This is a genomic window from Flavobacterium sp. (genome assembly GCF_029945805.1).
Taxonomy (GTDB): domain Bacteria; phylum Bacteroidota; class Bacteroidia; order Flavobacteriales; family Flavobacteriaceae; genus Flavobacterium.
In genome coordinates, this window is sequence record NZ_JAQSDH010000001.1 from 40,364 (window position 1) to 58,871 (window position 18,508).

The window sequence follows — 18,508 nt, forward strand, 5'->3', positions numbered from 1 at the left end:
TCTAGAAAAACTTAAGAGAAAATCTTCAATAAATTAAATTTCCGCTATAGCAGTTGATTCAATCTCTTTTAGCAACCGTTCCTGTGCAATTAATCCAGCAGGTAATTGGAGTACTGCAGTATTTTATGTTTGTGTTTTATTGCTTGGCCCTACAGTGATTCATTTGAATTTCATGCAAAAATTATTATAGCCGGTCAATCTTCCTTTCAAAGCTAGTACATTCTGAAGCTTGGGATGGGCATTTACACAATTTGTAGACCTAGCCGATATTTTCTATCGATGGAAATTATCTTATTTTGCATGTCGCTGTTGGCAATTTTAACTTATAACTTACTAGTCTTGTTTAAGCATTTGGTATTTGCCGATTACTCGTCAACTCGAAACAGTGTATAAATAGCATTAACAGAAATGGACTATGAAACGGTTTCGGTTCCAATGTCAAGATGCCCTTATTAAAAAATGTAAAACCAAAAAAAACTACAACCAAAATACAAACTAGCATAATAATTATTTTTTTTCTAATAAAAAATCCAGATTTATTACAAATTTAATTACTAATCGATACATCAGATTTTTTACTAACTTTAATATATATTCTAAAATCAAGGCAAATCTGGAATGATGCCATTGGGTAGAGCTAGATTACCACAAATAACAATCGATAAAATTTCTCAATGGACTCAAAATGGACAGCCTCAATAAAACTACTAATTATGAAAACTAAAATACTAAGTCTTTTTATCCTAGTAGGTTTAAATGGTTTTGCACAAAAAAAGATGCTTACCAAAACCGGAAGATTAACTTTTGAAGCTTCTGTTCCTGCTTTTGAAGAAATCAAAGCAAAAAACGAATCGGTTACTTGCATAATGAATCCTGCAACGGGCGAAATTGCAAGTTTAGCACTGATTAAAAGTTTCCGGTTTAAAGTGGCCTTGATGGAAGAACATTTCAATGAAAATTACATGGAAAGCGATTCGTATCCTAAAGCCACGTTTAAAGGTAAAATTGACAACTTTGATCTGTCAAAATTGACAGCAATTGCAAAAGAATATAGTATCAGAGGGAAAATGGAAATTCATGGAAAAATCAAAGACATTACCATTACAGCCAAAATAAAGAAATCTGATAATTCCATCGACATTATTTCGGATTTCTTTATAAGTACTGACGACTTTGGTATTGAAATTCCAAGTGTCGTGAGCAACAAAGTTTCTAAAAAAGTAGCCGTAAAACTCGATGTTAGTTTACGATAAAGAAACGCAGGCTGTAAAGAAATTTACAAACTAACTTTTTCAAAGTAATTTAATTTATCAATATGAAGTATCGTTTTATTCTGATTATCACTTCTTGAAAACATAGGAGAAAATTTGGCGCCAAAAATAATTTCATCGAATGAATAAGACGAACGCCTTACAACAGTTGTACTAAACATATCATCAAAAACTTTTAAAAATACTAATATTTCGCCATCTGTGGAAGCATAATCTTCTCTTGAAAGGTTATATAATGGACTACTTTCAGTTATGGGATGAACTAATGTCCAACTCAAATTCAGGGCATTTATTCTTGCTAATTCTAAATCAAGCGTATAGAATCTATTAGTTAAAATTCCTTTCTCTTCAATTTGTATTCCCAGCGTTACTGTTGCTTCTGCATCGGTTAAGTTGGTGTTTTTAAAGGGTGCCAACCGCAACATTAAGGCAGTTCCTTCTTTATAAGGGGCAATCAAAGCATTTTCTGAAAACTTAATGTGCGCTTTAGGCTTACTGAATCTTCCGTAAAATAAACCTGTTGCAATCGCAAAACTCAACAATCCAAACAAGGCCTCAACAGAAGCTATAAAACTAGTAGCAAATCCGGTTGGGCTTATGTGACCATAACCAACTGTCGTAAAAGTTTGAACACTAAAAAAAAATGCTTGGCCAAATTTATCAAGTGCAGTGACTGCGGTAATTCCGTTTAAATGTTCGACGCCTATTCCGCAATACAATCCTGCAAAAATAAAATTGACGAAGAAATAAAATACAACAATAATCAAAAAGAATTTCCACCGCGGAATATTCACCATTGTATGATACCAGCTGATTCCTTCAAAAAAACCTACACCCGATTTTTTGACATTTGCATTCCCATTCTTAGCAACAAAACGGCCGCCGTAGGAGGAAGCATTAGTTCCGAAACCTGTATTCGAATCCGATTTTGCTTTGCTATTTATTTTTTTTAAGAACTTCATTTACTTGGTTTATTTAGATCGAAAACTTCATCACATAATCATCCATAACATAGCCTTGTCCAATATCAATAATCTCTTCGGAGGTAATTAAAAAGCCTAACTTCTTGTAAAAATGAATTGCAACATTATGTTTATTGACGTTCAAAAGTAAGGCTCCTTGCTTGTTTTGACGCGCCTCTTTAGCAATATAGTCAATTAAAAATCTGCCAATTCCTTTTCCTTGTTGGTTGGCCAGAACATATATTTTGTGGATTTTAGTTGCAACCGTTCCATTATAATTGAATTCATAAGACGCAAAACCAACAGGAATTTTATCAGTAAACGCAAGTATAAAATGATGTCCTTTTTCATTAGCTTGTTTTTGCAATGAAGTAGTGCTATACATCATTTTCATCATATAATCCAACTGTTCCTTACTTAGTATTGCACCATAAGTAATGGGCCACACTTCTTCTGCGATAGTTCGAATATTTGCAAAATTAGAATCGGTATTTTTCTGAATTTCAATCATAAAACCTACCGTTTTAAGTTTTTTTCGTACCTCTTTATCCATTCTTGCATTGTCATTTTGCTTGCCAATTCACCTAATAACTCAAACGGAATAGTGTCCATTTTTTTGAAACGAATACATCCTTTTCCCATATCTAACTTGGTTTTAACGTGTTTCGGATATTCGGCCACAAACCAATCCGAGAGACTAGTATCAGCATAAATTCCCAAATGATGAATGGCGATAAAATTCTTCTGTGAACCCAAATTTATAAAGGGCAACGGCAGTTTTGGATTGCAATGATAACCGCTAGGATAACTTTCATGCGGCACTACATATCCAATCATTCCGTAACTCATGACTTCTTTAAAACCTTTTGGCAGCTTATCCTTTATCACATTCCGAAGTTTAGTCATAGCCATTTTTCGATCTTCTGGCAGTTCGGATAAATACTCTTCTGGAGTTGTAGTGTTTGATTGCATGGTTTTCAATTTTCTCTTTCAAAAATAGAAATAATTTTAATAGATTTACATTTTGATTTTATATCGATACCCTTATGTCCAAAAGTTCTTTAAGAAAAGACAAAACCTGCCTGAATTGTAATTACGTTGTTGAAAACAGATTCTGTCCGAATTGTGGTCAGGAAAATTCAGATACCCGAAAAACATTTCACCATTTGTTTGTTCATTTTTTTGAAGATTTGACCCATTACGAAAACGCCTTTTGGAAAACCATCAAAAATTTATTTTTAAAGCCGGCCTCACTTTCCAAAGAATATCTTTCAGGCAAGCGACTCTCCTACTTGGCTCCAGTACGATTGTATATTTTCATCAGTTTTGTGACTTTTTTTTTCATATCAATATTTCCAATTAATGAAAATGACCTAATTAATTTAGATCAAAAGTCGACAGTACAAGTAAAAAATAAAGAAGGAAAATTAGTTGATAGTTTGATTTCGAAAAAGAAAATAAAGGTATCGGATGTAATGGATGCGCTAGAAAAAGAACAAAAACAAAAACATCTTTCTAATGCTGAACAAAACGTCGGGTTTATGAATTTTGGTTATAAGACGGTTAAAGAATTAGATTCACTTCAAAAATATGCACCGGAAGAAGATAAATTAAGCGACTGGGAATACAACATCATAAAAAAAACATTACTTGTTAAAGCTAAATACAATCAAAAAGAAATGTGGGAGAAATTCGTTGAAGGTACTAGGCAGAATTTGCCAAAAGCCTTGTTCTTTTATATGCCCTTGTTTGCGCTGATATTATGGCTTTTTCATGGTAAAAAACGCTGGTATTATTTTGACCACGGGATATTTACGCTTCATTATTTTTCCTTTTTATTACTAACTGTACTATTAATTTTCTTTTTTAGAAAAACCATGAACTGTTTTGTTGATACTACCTTTACCCTTATTTTTAGTAAAGTCGTTACCGGTATCACCTATATTTGGATGTTCTATTATTTCTTCCCAGCGCACCATCGTTTTTATGGAGAAACCCGAACCATTTCATTACTCAAAAGTATTGCTATGCTATTCATTAATATATTTTTAATGATCCTACTTTTACTTGTATTTATGTTGTACACCTTTATAAACATCCACTAAAAAATCATGAAAAAAATAGTTGTTGTATTCCTTTTATCAATTGTATTTGCTAGCTGCTCTAGTAAAAAGGTTTCCACTACAGTTGTGGACACCTCTGCTTATTTCAGTACAATTTCTACTGAAAGATTGAAAAGTCATCTTACCGTAATTGCTTCCGATGAAATGGAAGGTCGCGAAACGGGTAGTGAAGGCCAGAAAAAAGCCGGTCGCTACATCATTGATTTCTACAAAAAGCAAGGCATTGGCTTCCCAAAAGGCGCCACTAGTTATTACCAATCTATTCCTGCAGTCTACTTGAATGCCAAACGCAACGAAAACCTTTCCGATTCCGAAAATATATGGGCTTTTATAGAAGGTTCTGAAAAACCAGAAGAAATTGTTGTGGTTTCGGCTCATTACGATCACATAGGCATCAAAGGCGGTAAAGTATTTAACGGCGCTGATGATGATGGCTCGGGAACCGTTGCTTTAATGGAAATTGCCGCCACATTTCAAAAAGCCAAAAACGAAGGACATGGTCCAAAACGCTCCATTTTAATACTCCATGTTACTGGAGAAGAACACGGTTTGCATGGCTCTCGTTTTTATGCTGAAAACCCATTATTCCCTTTAACCAATACAGTTGCTGATGTTAATATTGACATGATTGGACGCCGGGATAAATTTCACGAGGACAGTAATAACTATGTTTATTTAATTGGTTCTGATTACCTATCAACAGATCTGTATACTATATGTGAAGACGTGAATAAAAAATACAACTTCTTAACTATAGACTATAAGTACAACGACAAAAAAGACCCAAACCGTTATTACTATCGTTCTGACCATTACAATTTTGCTAAAAACGGCATTCCAGCAGTATTCCTATTTAACGGAACGCACGAGGACTACCACAAAGCCACAGACGAGGTTAGTAAGATTGAGTTTGACGCCTTAACTACCAGAACTAAATTTGCTTTTGCCATTGCTTGGGAAATTGCCAATAGGGCGAATCGTTTGGTTGTTGATAAAACAGATGAGAACTAATACAAACAAAAAAAGTCCTGAAATTTTCAGGACTTTTTAGTTAAGGGTGGCTGACCGGGTTCGAACCGGCGACCCTCGGCACCACAAACCAATACTCTAACCAGCTGAGCTACAACCACCATTTTTAACGAGTGCAAATATATTACAATTCTTCTCTTTTGCCAAGAAAAAAATTAAAAAGTTACTTTAAATCACTTAAGGTATTGACAGCCAAATATCTTTCAACTGTGAATCCTTCGGCATACTCTACACCTACCAACCGACCGAAGTCTCGAGAGCGGTAATGAATGCTTTCTAAGAAGTTTTTAGTTGCAATAGGAGTTACCGGTTCATTTGAGTTTTCGATGTAAAATTGAGAACTGTACGCCAAAATAGCCGCTTCTTTTTTATCGTCAAAACCTGTAATATCTACTACAAAATCGGGTTCAATGTTTTCCCACTGAATGTAATGATACACTACTTTTGGGCGCCAAGCTTCTTGATTTACTCCATTCAAATTAGTTTCTATGCGTCGTAATCCCGAAAGAAAACAGGCGTCTGAAACCAACTTACTTCCTTTTCCATGATCAATATGACGATCTCGAATCGCATTGCAAAGCACGATTTCTGGCTGGTATTTGCGAATCATTTGAATAATTTTCAGCTGATGTGCTTCATCATTAACAAAGAATCCATCACGCATATCGAGATTTTCTCTTACGGAGATTCCTAATATTTCTGAGGCTTTCGCCGATTCTGCATTTCGAATTTCAACCGAACCTCGCGTTCCCAATTCACCGCGGGTTAAATCAATAACACCAACTTTCTTTCCAAAGGAAATTTCTTTGGCAATTGTTCCGCTGCACCCTAATTCAACATCGTCCGGATGTGCGCCAAAGGCTAATATATCTAGCTTCATTTTAGTAAAATTTAAAAGACAAAAATAGGTCTTATTGTATGATTTTCTTCATCGTCGTCGTCTTATTCACCGTTTCGATGTATTCTTTTTCTGGATCGCTATCCTTGGTAATGCCACAACCAACAAACAAATGCGCCTTATTTAGCATTATTTTCATACAGCGTAAATTCACAAATAAATCGGTTTGCAAGGTCCTAAAAGTTACAAAATCGATATTCATTTCCCCCAAAAACCCCGAATAATATTCTCTATTATAACCTTCGTTTTTCAGAATAAAATCCTTTGCTGGTGCTTTTGGCAATCCACAAACCGCCGAAGTTGGATGTAAACTTGTAATGATCTTCTTTATTATTTTCTTCGAATTTAATACCGCAGAAATGTCAGATTTAATATGCCATAAATCACCCGCTTTAACAGAATAGGGACTCGAAATTGTAATTTCCTTAACCAAACCCTCTAGACTTTGAACAATAAAATCAGTGACTAATTGTTGCTCCGTTTCTTCTTTTTCTTGCCAACTTACTGTTTTAGCTTTTGTTGCCAATTGGGTTCCAGCGAGCGCGACTGTCTTTATAGCAGTGCCATTAGTTTTTAGTAATTGTTCTGGTGTAGCACCAATCCAAGTTCCTATTTTAGGATGAAAAAAACAATAGTTGAAAGCGCTCGGATAATGGCCTATCATTTTTTTTAACGTGCTTTCGATGTCGAATTCTGAAATAGCAATTTCCTCTTTTCGGGATAAAACCACTTTTAAAAATTGATTGTCGTTTATCGCTTCAATTCCTTTCGAAACCAATTCTTCAAAAAAATCTTTACCTTTTAAAGTATTGGATTCTAATGCATTCGTCTCAAAAAAATAATCTGTATTCGAAACATACTCAACATACACATCCGAATGTTCCAAAGGAATAAAGGGAAAAGTATCGGCTTCAAATGGGGCAAAAACAAAACCTTTTTCTTCAAAAGTTTCTAGAAAATAAAGATGATCGTTCTTCTGAAAAACCCCAACAACCCTATCAGAATCAGGCTTGCAGAACAAAACAAAAGGCAATTGCTGCTCTTGATGAATTTTGACTTTTATAAATAAATCCGTCATTTTCTTCTTGGTAAAATCATGTTAGTCAATTTGCAAAGCGATATCAATCGGCCGACTTCATCTGTAATTTTTATTTCCCAAAGATGAATACTTCGGCCTTGGTGAATAATTTTTGCCGTACAAAAAACAGTTCCGTCACGTTTACTTCTTAAATGATTGGCTGAAATTTCTATGCCGCGAACTTCTTGCTTTTCGGAGTTGATGAACAATAACGAGGCGGCACTTCCTACACTTTCGGCTAAGGCAACTGTAGCGCCACCATGCAGTAATCCCAAAGGTTGATGCACTGTGGAATTGACTGGCATTTTTGCAGTTAAAAAATCTTCACCAGCATCAATATATTCAATTTCTAACGTTTCCATTAAGGTATTTTGGCACCAATCATTACATAATTGGAGCATTTTATCTTTATCAAATGACATAGCTTTTTTGGTAAAAATAGTATTTTATTTAGCATCAAAGAAATAGTTTAACAGAATAACATGTAATAATAATGCGTTTTTTTCGTTATCTAAAACAGTAAATAGTCTGACATTTTCAAATTTTCAATTGACCTATTTTAAGATTAAACTTTAATACTTACATTTACCAAAAATCCTATTGCAGATGCGTAAAATCATTATTCTTTTATTTGTTGGTCTAGCCATTAGCCTTAGCTCATGTCGTCAGGATTTTGTATTCCAACCCAGCACAGGAGATTTAACTTTTTCAAGAGATACCATTTATTTAGATACTGTTTTTGCCAATATTGGTTCAAGTACCTACACGTTGAAAGTATATAATAAAAGTAACAAAGACATCAAAATTCCAACGATCAAGTTTGCGAAGGGCATTGGATCAAAATACAGAATGACCGTTGATGGCATGATGGGTTACGAAAATAGAATTTTCCACGATGTGGAATTGCTTGCCAAAGACAGTATGTATATTTTCATTGAAACTACAGCAGGAATCGGTGATGCCAACCCCGCAGATTTTCTTTATACCGACCAAATCGAATTTGACAACGGTGCCAATTTGCAGAAAGTAGAATTAGTTACACTTATACAAGACGCGTATTTTATTTTTCCAAATAATACTAATGGCATGATTGGCCAAATTCCGATTGGCTTTAACGAAGACGGAACAGTTTTGGAAACCAATGGTCGAAATTTAAGTAATAACCATCCTGATAATGGAGATGAATATAGTTTCCGAACAGACAAACCCTATGTCGTCTATGGCTACGCCAGTGTTCCCAATGGAAAGACGTTGAACATTCCTGGTGGAGCAAGAGTACATTTTCATGCAGACTCTGGATTGGTAGTACAACAAGGTGGAAGTTTAAATATTACTGGTTCAACATCTCTAACTGAAGCGCTAGAAAATGAAGTTATTTTTGAAGGCGATCGTTTGGAACCCGACTTTTCTGAAGCTCCGGGACAATGGGGCGCTGTTTACCTCCGACAAGGAAGTACCAATCACAACATTAAAAATTTAACCCTAAAAAATGCCGTTATTGGTTTACTAATTGAACCCGATACTGGAGCCATAACGATTGAAAATACTCAGATATATGATTGTGCCAATTATGGAATTCTATCCTATAACGGAACCATTACAGGTAAGAAAATAGTCGTTAACAGTTGTGGACAATTTTGTTTTGGAGCCGTTTATGGCGGAACTTATAATTTTACTAATTGTACTTTCAATAATAACTGGAGCAGCTCAAAACAATTAGCTGTATATATTTCAGATTATCTTAAAGATGCTACTCCAGACACCTTGCCGTTAACAGCTAATTTTACCAATTGTATCATTTATGGCTCGAATAGCAACGAATTGATTCAGGATAAAAAAGGAACAGTTTTCAGCACATCATTCCAAAATTGCCTTGTGAAGATTAATGTTTCAGCTAGTTCGACCATTCCAGCGAATCCTTTGTATGATGTTATTCGATTAGAACAAAACGGGAATATTATAAACAAAACGCCTAATTTCTTAAATATCAGCAGAAACAAATTGGTTATTGGCGTAGATTCTTTTGCAAAAGGAGCTGGAATAGATGCCGGAATACCATTTGACATTCTTGGAAATCCACGAGTTTCTCCTTTTGATATTGGCGCTTATAATTTTATCGTTTTCCCCGATTAATTTTTTAAAACAGCATAAAAAAAGCTTCTTTTCAGAAGCTTTTTTTATGCTTAAATTTTGACAAATCTGCTTGAAGAAATTCCTTTATCGGTAGTAACTTTAATGAAGTAGTTTCCAGTTTTTAAGTCTGTAACATCAATCTCCTGAGTTGGGTTGGTTATAACTTGGAGTACTTGTCCTAATGGATTATAAATAGTAACGGAATATACAGAAAGGTCGTTTGTTGATTTAATATGCAAGATGTCTTTAACAGGATTTGGATACAACGTAAAGTAATTAGAAAATTCAAAATTCTGATTTGCTAATCTTTGAATGGTTGTTGCAGTCGTATTAGTTACGATAGGAAAATTATAATCAAAATAGATATTGGCGGTATTACTAAATGTATTTCCTAAAGTTAATGTTGACTTTGTCTTAATCTTAAAAGCTACATAGCCATCATTATTTTCATCATCAAACGGAAGATTAATATTTTCAAATATAAATTCCACCTTTGAACCCGTAATTCTAGTTGTGAAGTCATGACTGGCGTCTAATGGTACTAAAGTTGAAATATCAAACTTCGTTTCATCTATTATATCTTTAACAACAATATTTTCAGCAGCAAAAGTTCCCGTATTCTCAAAACGGATCACATAATGAACGTATTGCCCAATCATTTCAGGTTCAACAAAATTACCTTCAACGCAAGTTTTATCATTTGGATCAAGTGAACCAACAACAATCTGATTCAAACCATTAGCATTGTCACTGGAATATTCATCTCCGGTAAGTGGAAAAATGGTAGAAGAAAATTTTAAAAGATCACCAATGGTAACTGCTGGAGTTTCCATTGGCGAATTTATGTTAAACTTAACTTCAATTTCTCTAGTTTCAAAAGGCAGCAAGTTTGAATAATTCCAATTCAATAAACTAAAACTTTGATTATTTTGTAATGGCATTGCAGAAATAAAATCCATATAATCATCATCGAAAGCAAAAACTAAACTACCGGAAACTGTTGTATTCCCTTTGTTCTTATACATAATTTTATATCTGGAATCAAATCCTGGTCTTGCTGGAGTTAATGGAATAATCCATGTTTCCACATCTTGATGTGAACCGTTTGGAGTAATACAAAAATTTTGCACAAATGGTGCGGATTGATTCGGAAACGTTACTGAAAAACTAGTTGGTGAAATAGTAAAATACGATGGGTTTTCTAAAACAGGTGTTATTGTTTGCGTACCAGCTTGAACTGGAATAGAATAACTTCCACTGCCATTTGATATAAAATTTCCTGTATTTGTTCCGTCAGTTATTGACAAATTAAGATTTGAAAAATTAAAATCACTAGTATCACATCCATTCAAATTTAAATCTAATTTTGAGTTCCCTTGAATTGTATAGTAATCTCCGCCAGGTACGAAAGAGCAATAAGTGTTTAGATTTACATTAGTATAATTATTACTATTGAAAATTGTCTGTATATTATCTATTTCTGATTCATCAGCACATACAAAACGTAAATTTTGCAGACCAATAGAATAATCAATAGTTTGATAACTTCCGTTCTTCATATTTATTGTAACTAGCTGATTATTGCCAGAAAAGAAAAATTCCAATAAATTTGGTGAGTTGCTCACATCAATACTTGTCAATAAATTATCTTGGCAATAAAGAGATGTTAATCCTGTTAAAGCATGAAAATCAAATGAAAGAATAAAGTTATTATTAAACCACAAAGTAATTAGCTGTGGGCAGTTTTGAACGCTAAGTGATGTTAGATTATTATAACCAACATACAATTGTTCTAGATTCAAAAGTCCATTTATATCAATACTTGTAATTGAATTATTGTCGCAAAGTAATGCCTCAAGTGAAGTAAGCTGATTTAAATTAATACTATTTATGTCATTGTCTCTACAATTAAGTTGTTTAAGATTTACTAAACCATCTACATTAAGCGAATTAATAGCATTATTATTACAAGATAAATAAATCAAATTAGTTAGTGAACTAGCATTTAAACTTTGAACATTTGTATAATATATTTCTAAGCTCGTTAAATTAGTAAAATACTCTACGCCAGTCAGATTAGTGATATCACTATTATAACCTACTCTTAAATAATGAACCGCAGCAGCTTCACTTATTTGTATCTCACCATCACCATTAGCGTCAAGTATAATACTATTATTATTAATATCTGTTGTAATACCTGAACCCTCTATTGCCAATAACAAATAATTTTTAAAATTAGCATCCGGAAAATTAATAATCTGAGCATTACCAACAGATAAGAATCCTAATAGAACTATAACAGCGTATAAATGTTTCATAAATGTACTTTGAGCATCAAAAGTATCAAATAAATTTATAAGATATTTATTATTTTAAATTAAGTGAATAATTATTTAAAAACTATCGCAAACACATTTTGTCACTCGTGGTTTTTACGCTAAATTTGCGACTACAACAACTACAAAAAACAACACTAATGATTCATTTCTTCGGAAACGAAAGTACTACTCTTTTTGCCGTTCAATCGCAAAACGAACTTTCAGCAGAAACTATCTCAAAACTAAATTGGTTATTCGCTAACGCACCTAAAATAGAAAAATCCGTCCTGACGGATTTTTTTATTGGACCACGCGCAGCAATGATTACGCCTTGGAGTACGAATGCTGTAGAAATTACCCAAAATATGGGAATTGAAGGTATTATCAGAATTGAAGAATTTCAGAACGTTTCTGCTGATTTCTCCGATTTCGATCCAATGCTTTTTCAGAAATATAGCGAACTGAATCAGGAGATTTTCACGATCAATATCAAACCAGAACCTATTCTTGAAATTGAGGATATTGCTAAATACAATAAGCAAGAAGGCTTAGCTTTGAGCGATGAAGAAGTGCAGTACTTAGATAATCTATCAAAAAAACTAAACAGAAAACTAACCGATTCAGAAGTTTTTGGTTTCTCTCAAGTCAATTCAGAGCACTGTCGTCACAAAATTTTCAACGGCACATTTGTGATTGATGGCGTAGAACAAGATATGTCTTTGTTTAAAATGATCAAGAAAACTTCGGAGTTGAATCCGAATGATATTGTTTCGGCTTATAAAGACAATGTGGCTTTTATCAAAGGGCCGAAAGTGATCCAATTTGCTCCAAAAACGGGAGATAAAGCCGATTTCTATCGGGAAAAAGAATTCAATTCGGTGATCTCCATAAAAGCCGAAACCCATAATTTCCCAACCACTGTGGAACCGTTTAACGGAGCTGCAACCGGTTCGGGTGGAGAAATTCGCGACCGATTGGCTGGCGGACAAGGTTCGCTACCACTAGCGGGAACGGCTGTTTACATGACGGCCTATTCAAGAGTAGCTGAAAATCGTCCGTGGGAAAACGGAATGGCAGAAAGAAAATGGTTGTACCAAACACCAATGGATATTTTAATAAAAGCATCAAACGGAGCTTCTGATTTTGGAAACAAATTCGGGCAACCTTTGATTACAGGTTCGGTTTTAACATTCGAACACGAACACTTCGACAAGCTCAGTGGGACCAGTAAAAAGTTAGGCTTCGATAAAGTAATCATGCTTGCGGGCGGAATTGGTTACGGAAAAGCGGAACAAGCCATAAAACACAAACCTAAGAAAGGCGACAAAATCGTAGTTCTTGGTGGAGAAAATTATAGAATCGGAATGGGTGGCGCAGCAGTTTCGTCTGCTGATACTGGTGCTTTTGGCTCCGGAATTGAATTGAATGCAATCCAACGTTCAAATCCTGAAATGCAAAAACGAGCCGCGAATGCCATTCGTGCTTTTGTAGAAAGCGATACCAATCCAATTGTTTCTATTCACGATCACGGTGCGGGCGGACATTTGAATTGCCTTTCTGAATTGGTTGAAGAAACGGGCGGTTTGATTAATTTGGATAAATTGCCTGTTGGCGATCCAACTTTATCTGCAAAAGAGATCATTGGAAACGAATCGCAGGAACGGATGGGATTAATTATTGGTCAAGAGGATATTGAATTATTGCGAAAAGTTGCCGAACGCGAACGAGCTCCAATGTACGAAGTTGGTGAAGTAACGGACAATCATCGTTTCACTTTTGAATCAAAATCAACAGGCGAAAAACCAATGGATTTTGCTTTGGAAGATATGTTTGGAAGTTCTCCAAAAGTAGTAATGAACGATAAAAAATCTCAAATAAATTATACGGATTTAGACTATTCTCAAGATAAAATCCAGCAGTATGTAGAACAGATTTTCCAATTGGAAGCTGTGGGTTGTAAAGATTGGCTGACCAATAAAGTTGACCGTTGCGTTGGTGGAAAAGTAGCCAAACAACAATGTGCCGGACCATTACAATTGCCTTTGAACAATGTTGGTGTAATGGCTTTGGATTACCACGGAAAAGAAGGAATCGCGACAACCATCGGACATTCGCCAGTTTCGGCGTTGATTAATCCAAGTGCTGGTTCTCGAAATTCTATTGGAGAAGCCTTGTCAAATATTGTTTTTGCTCCGTTGAAAGACGGATTGAAAAGCGTTTCACTTTCGGCTAACTGGATGTGGGCTTGTAAAAATGAAGGCGAAGATGCACGTTTGTATGAAGCTGTAAAAGCCTGTGCTGATTTTGCAATCGAATTGGGAATCAATATTCCAACAGGAAAAGATTCGCTTTCGATGAAGCAGAAATATCCAAATGACGAAGTGATTGCACCGGGAACGGTTATTATTTCCGCTGCTGGAAACTGTTCAAATATAACTAAAGTTGTGGAACCTGTTTTACAGAAAAATGGCGGTTCAATTTATTATATCAATTTATCGCAGGACGAGTTTAAATTGGGTGGAAGTTCGTTTGCGCAAGTTCAAAATAAAGTTGGAAATGATACTGCAACTATTAAAGATGCTGCATTTTTCAAAAAAGCATTCAATACGATTCAGAATTTAGTTAAAGACCGACAAATTGTGGCCGGACACGATATTGGTTCCGGCGGATTGATTACGACTTTATTAGAAATGTGTTTTGCCGATATTAATTTGGGAGCCAAAATCGACTTCGGATCCTTTACAGAAAAAGATTTGGTTAAGATTTTATTTTCCGAGAACATCGGATTGGTGCTTCAAGCGAAAGACGATGCAACATTTGAAAACGCTTTCGCGGATTTAGAGTATTTCAAAATCGGAACCGTTGAAAATTCACAAACTTTGGAAGTGAGCACTTCGACTGCGCTAAGTGTGACAAAATTTGATATTGGAACTTACAGAGACATTTGGTTTAAAACCTCTTTCCTACTCGACCAAAAACAATCCAAAAACAACAAAGCGAAAGAACGTTTTGACAATTATAAAAAACAACCTTTAAATTATACTTTCCCCATTCATTTCTCAGGAAATAAACCAAAATTTGACCCTTCAAAACCGCGTCCAAAAGCGGCGATTATCCGCGAAAAAGGAAGTAATTCCGAGCGTGAAATGGCGAATGCATTATACTTAGCCGGTTTTGATGTAAAAGACATTCACATGACCGATTTGATTGCGGGACGAGAAAATCTGGAAGATCTTCAGTTTATTGGAGCCGTTGGTGGATTTTCGAATTCGGATGTCTTGGGTTCTGCTAAAGGATGGGCTGGCGCATTTAAATACAACGAAAAAGCAAATACTGCGTTAAAGAACTTCTTCAAAAGAGACGACACACTTTCGGTTGGAATTTGCAACGGATGTCAATTGTTCATGGAATTAGAATTGATTAATCCGGAGCATAAAATTCATGGAAAAATGTTGCATAACGACAGCCAGAAACACGAAAGCATCTTTACTTCGGTAAAAGTTCAGGAAAATAATTCGGTTATGCTGAAAACGCTTGCTGGAACTACACTTGGTGTTTGGGTTTCGCATGGTGAAGGAAAGTTCCAATTACCGGAAGCAGAAAATCAATATAATATTGTGGCAAAATATGCGTATGAAGGTTATCCAGCAAATCCGAACGGTTCTGATTTCAACACCGCTATGCTTTGTGACAAAACTGGAAGACATTTGGTTATGATGCCACATATTGAAAGATCAACTTTTCCATGGAATTGGGCGTATTATCCAAGTGATAAAAAAGACGAAGTATCGCCATGGCTAGAAGCTTTTGTAAATGCACGAATCTGGCTTGAGAACTAGTTTTCTTTTTTCATTCGAACGAAATCGATAATCAACATTTTAAAAATAATGTGTTCATAACTAATTTTGGCGCTAGACGAACGACATAGAATAGTTTTTATTTTTATTTGGATATAAAACCTACTATTATGAAAGTAAAAAAAATACTTTTTATTACATTATTCTTAGTTTCAATGACTAGTTTCTCCCAAATTTGGACAAAAATTGAAACCAAAGACGGCATCCATTACATTACAGATAATAAGGAATATATTGATCAGCCTATTTGGGGAAAATATACGTTCAAAGGCGCTGAACCTGTTGTTGAGTTGAATGAATACGGAGCTGGTTTTTATCAGTTACATGACCAACTTAAAAGACCCATGATTTGGGGAATTGAATGTGATGAAAAAGGAGCTCTTATTTATAAAAAGGGATTTGACAATTCAAAATACACGCTTTGGTATCAATATACTACAAAATTACAAGAAGATGCTGATGAAGACATGGAATGGAAACCTGTTGATTTTACCATCCATCCCAATACGTTAAAAATGTTTATTCAAGGCGAACGCAGCAAAGACTACAAATTAAAGGTTTCCAAATAAAACGATATGAGTCAAAGTTCTCTTTGTTTGAATTGTAATAGAGTTGTATCAGAAAAATTCTGCCCCAATTGTGGACAGAAAACGGATACACATCGAATAACCTTCAAACACTTTATTTTTCATGATATTCTGCATGGAATTTGGCATTTCGAAAAGGGAATTTTATTTTCGTTAAAAGAAGCAATCAGAAGACCAGGTAAAGCTGCGTTGGACTACATAAGTGGAAAACGAATTCGCTATTACAACGTGTTTTATTTGATTTTGCTGATGATCGGTTTGAACATCTTCATGAACAATTTCCATGATAAATTATCTCATATTTATTTAAATACTACTGAATCTGCGGCAAACGAGGTTGGTAAATCACTAGGAGACTTTTTAACGGATTATTCCAAACTGATTATTTTTTCTTTTGTTCCGCTTTTTGCCGTGAACAGTTTTTTAATTTACAAAAGAAAAAAACTGAACATCAGCGAGCACTTTATCATAGCCGGAATGGTTTTCCTTGGTGTTATGATTATTGTAACAGCATCAACTCTTATTTTTTTTATTGACTTTATTGAGCATATGGATTTTGTATCGGAATTTATAAATCTTATGACTCCGGTATCCATTCTATTATTTATTTTGATTAGCTATTATAAGACTTTCAGAAATTGCTATTCGAGAACACAAACACTTTTTAAAAGCATATTTTTTTTATTCCTTTTATTGGTTGAATTGATACTATTACTGCTCTTTTTAGTTGGTTATTTCACGGATTGGACTTTCCATCTAAAGTAACAAACTGCTGAAATCTGTAACCTTTTACAACCAAACATAAAGCTGTAATTGATTATATTTGCTAAAAATAATAATCAAAATGCAACATATAATTGACCGCTTTGTAAGCTACGTAATCATCGACACCGAATCGGATCCAAATTCGGGAACAACTCCAAGTACTAAAAAACAATTTGACTTAGCTAACAAACTGGCAAAAGAGTTAAAAACTATTGGTTTAACCGAAGTAACTATTGACAAACATGGTTATATTATGGCCACACTACCATCAAATGTAGATCATGAAGTACCAACAATTGGTTTCATCTCACACTTTGATACGACGCCAGATTTTACAGGAAAAGATGTAAAACCGCAGATTATTCCGAATTATGATGGTGGCGATATTGTATTGAATGAAGAATTGAACATCATTTTATCTCCAAATTATTTCAAAGATTTATTGCAGTATAAAGGGCAAACTCTTATTACTACAAATGGTCTGACGTTGCTTGGCGCCGATGATAAAGCCGGAATTACAGAAATTGTAACGGCAATGGAATATTTGGTAAAAAATCCACAGATTAAGCACGGAAAAATTCGTGTTGGTTTTACGCCAGATGAAGAAATTGGTCGTGGTGCAGATTTATTTGATGTAGAGAAATTTGGTGCAGCCTGGGCGTATACTATGGACGGAAGCCAGATTGGTGAATTAGAATATGAAAACTTTAATGCGGCCGGAGTTAAGATTACCTTCAAAGGAAAATCGGTTCATCCTGGTTATGCAAAAGGAAAAATGATCAACTCAATGCTTATTGCACAAGATTTTATCAATGAATTGCCAAAAGGCGAAACGCCACAAGAGACAAAAGGTTACGAAGGATTTTTTCACGTAACTGGAATCACCGGAAGCATTGAGGAAACAAAATTGGATTTGATTATCCGCGACCATGACATGAAGAAATTCAAAAAACGGAAAGCGTTAATAGAGGATATCACTAAGAAGTTCAATAAGAAATTCAAGAAGCAGTTTGGCGAAGACATTGTAATTACGACAATAAAAGATCAGTATTACAATATGAAAGACAAGGTTGAACCAGTCATGTTTATTGTTGATTTGGCAGAAAAAGCGATGAAATCATTAGACATTAAACCTTTAATCAAACCTATTCGTGGTGGAACTGACGGTTGCAGATTGTCTTATATGGGATTACCGTGTCCGAATATTTTTGCTGGTGGACACAATTTCCACGGAAAATACGAATATGTTCCAGTCGAAAGTATGCAAAAAGCGATTGATGTAATTGTCAAAATTGCCGAACTTACGGCTACCACTGATTTTTCTAAACTTGAAAAAAAGGAAAATAAAAACAATAAGAAAAAGAAAAAATAATTTAGCCACAGATTCACAGATTACAGATGATTTTTACATCATTTAAATCCTTGGTAAAAAGAAATCTGAAAACTAAATCTAGAGGTACCGTAAGTTCCACGCTTAAATGAAG

Annotated in this window: 15 protein-coding genes and 1 tRNA gene; 8 read left to right on the forward strand and 8 right to left on the reverse strand. The window is 34.7% G+C overall.

The window, feature by feature from the left end; all coding sequences use genetic code 11:
• The first annotated feature begins 713 nt into the window (after positions 1-713).
• Positions 714-1,253, forward strand: a complete 540-nt coding sequence (locus PSU83_RS00160) for a YceI family protein (RefSeq protein ID WP_300585373.1) — start codon at positions 714-716, stop codon at positions 1,251-1,253.
• Positions 1,254-1,276: 23 nt separating this feature from the next.
• On the opposite strand, the gene PSU83_RS00165 is transcribed toward PSU83_RS00160, so the two are convergent.
• The 3 genes from PSU83_RS00165 to PSU83_RS00175 are packed head-to-tail and all read right to left on the reverse strand — an operon-like array spanning position 1,277 to position 3,205.
• Positions 1,277-2,233 (reverse strand): ion channel, encoded by a 957-nt coding sequence (locus PSU83_RS00165; RefSeq protein ID WP_300585375.1) that lies wholly within the window; start codon positions 2,231-2,233, stop codon positions 1,277-1,279.
• Positions 2,234-2,246: 13 nt separating this feature from the next.
• Positions 2,247-2,786, reverse strand: a complete 540-nt coding sequence (locus PSU83_RS00170) for a GNAT family N-acetyltransferase (protein ID WP_300585377.1) — start codon at positions 2,784-2,786, stop codon at positions 2,247-2,249.
• Positions 2,750-3,205: a DUF1801 domain-containing protein gene (locus tag PSU83_RS00175; protein WP_300585379.1), complete on the reverse strand. Its 456-nt coding sequence runs from the start codon at positions 3,203-3,205 to the stop codon at positions 2,750-2,752. Before PSU83_RS00175 ends, PSU83_RS00170 begins: the two co-directional genes overlap by 37 nt.
• A 74-nt stretch (positions 3,206-3,279) precedes the next feature.
• Between PSU83_RS00175 and PSU83_RS00180 the strand changes: the two genes are divergently transcribed.
• Together PSU83_RS00180 and PSU83_RS00185 are read left to right on the forward strand one after the other, a co-directional pair.
• A complete protein-coding gene (locus PSU83_RS00180) occupies positions 3,280-4,338 on the forward strand; it encodes a DUF3667 domain-containing protein (protein ID WP_300585381.1) in 1,059 nt (352 codons plus the stop codon).
• A gap of 6 nt (positions 4,339-4,344) precedes the next feature.
• Positions 4,345-5,367 carry a M28 family metallopeptidase gene (locus PSU83_RS00185; protein ID WP_300585383.1) on the forward strand — a complete coding sequence of 341 codons (1,023 nt, stop codon included), beginning with the start codon at positions 4,345-4,347 and terminating at the stop codon, positions 5,365-5,367.
• A gap of 45 nt (positions 5,368-5,412) precedes the next feature.
• Here PSU83_RS00185 and PSU83_RS00190 read toward each other — a convergent pair.
• The 4 genes from PSU83_RS00190 to PSU83_RS00205 all read right to left on the reverse strand — a co-directional run bounded on the left by PSU83_RS00190 (position 5,413) and on the right by PSU83_RS00205 (position 7,783).
• Positions 5,413-5,486, reverse strand: a tRNA-His gene (locus PSU83_RS00190).
• Between the two features lie 62 nt (positions 5,487-5,548).
• Positions 5,549-6,265, reverse strand: coding sequence for a bacillithiol biosynthesis deacetylase BshB1 (gene bshB1, locus PSU83_RS00195; protein WP_300585386.1), 717 nt, complete (start codon positions 6,263-6,265; stop codon positions 5,549-5,551).
• A 31-nt stretch (positions 6,266-6,296) separates the two neighbouring features.
• Complete coding sequence (locus PSU83_RS00200; protein WP_300585389.1) at positions 6,297-7,361, reverse strand: isochorismate synthase; 1,065 nt, start codon at positions 7,359-7,361, stop codon at positions 6,297-6,299.
• Positions 7,358-7,783 (reverse strand): PaaI family thioesterase, encoded by a 426-nt coding sequence (locus PSU83_RS00205; RefSeq protein WP_300585392.1) that lies wholly within the window; start codon positions 7,781-7,783, stop codon positions 7,358-7,360. The genes PSU83_RS00200 and PSU83_RS00205 overlap by 4 nt, the downstream gene beginning before the upstream one ends.
• Before the next feature lie 184 nt (positions 7,784-7,967).
• Between PSU83_RS00205 and PSU83_RS00210 the strand changes: the two genes are divergently transcribed.
• On the forward strand, positions 7,968-9,494 hold the full coding sequence (locus tag PSU83_RS00210; RefSeq protein ID WP_300585395.1) for a right-handed parallel beta-helix repeat-containing protein: 1,527 nt from the start codon (positions 7,968-7,970) through the stop codon (positions 9,492-9,494).
• 50 nt (positions 9,495-9,544) lie between these two features.
• On the opposite strand, the gene PSU83_RS00215 is transcribed toward PSU83_RS00210, so the two are convergent.
• Positions 9,545-11,815, reverse strand: coding sequence for a T9SS type A sorting domain-containing protein (locus PSU83_RS00215; RefSeq protein WP_300585398.1), 2,271 nt, complete (start codon positions 11,813-11,815; stop codon positions 9,545-9,547).
• A 125-nt stretch (positions 11,816-11,940) separates the two neighbouring features.
• On the opposite strand from PSU83_RS00215, the gene purL reads away from it, so the two are divergent.
• The 4 genes from purL to pepT all read left to right on the forward strand — a co-directional run bounded on the left by purL (position 11,941) and on the right by pepT (position 18,396).
• A complete protein-coding gene (purL, locus tag PSU83_RS00220; RefSeq protein WP_300585402.1) occupies positions 11,941-15,654 on the forward strand; it encodes a phosphoribosylformylglycinamidine synthase in 3,714 nt (1,237 codons plus the stop codon).
• A 128-nt stretch (positions 15,655-15,782) separates the two neighbouring features.
• Complete coding sequence (locus PSU83_RS00225; RefSeq protein WP_300585405.1) at positions 15,783-16,241, forward strand: hypothetical protein; 459 nt, start codon at positions 15,783-15,785, stop codon at positions 16,239-16,241.
• Positions 16,242-16,247: 6 nt separating this feature from the next.
• Positions 16,248-17,024, forward strand: a complete 777-nt coding sequence (locus PSU83_RS00230) for a DUF3667 domain-containing protein (protein WP_300585408.1) — start codon at positions 16,248-16,250, stop codon at positions 17,022-17,024.
• Between the two features lie 79 nt (positions 17,025-17,103).
• Positions 17,104-18,396: a peptidase T gene (gene pepT / locus PSU83_RS00235; RefSeq protein WP_300585410.1), complete on the forward strand. Its 1,293-nt coding sequence runs from the start codon at positions 17,104-17,106 to the stop codon at positions 18,394-18,396.
• The last annotated feature ends 112 nt before the right edge of the window (positions 18,397-18,508 follow it).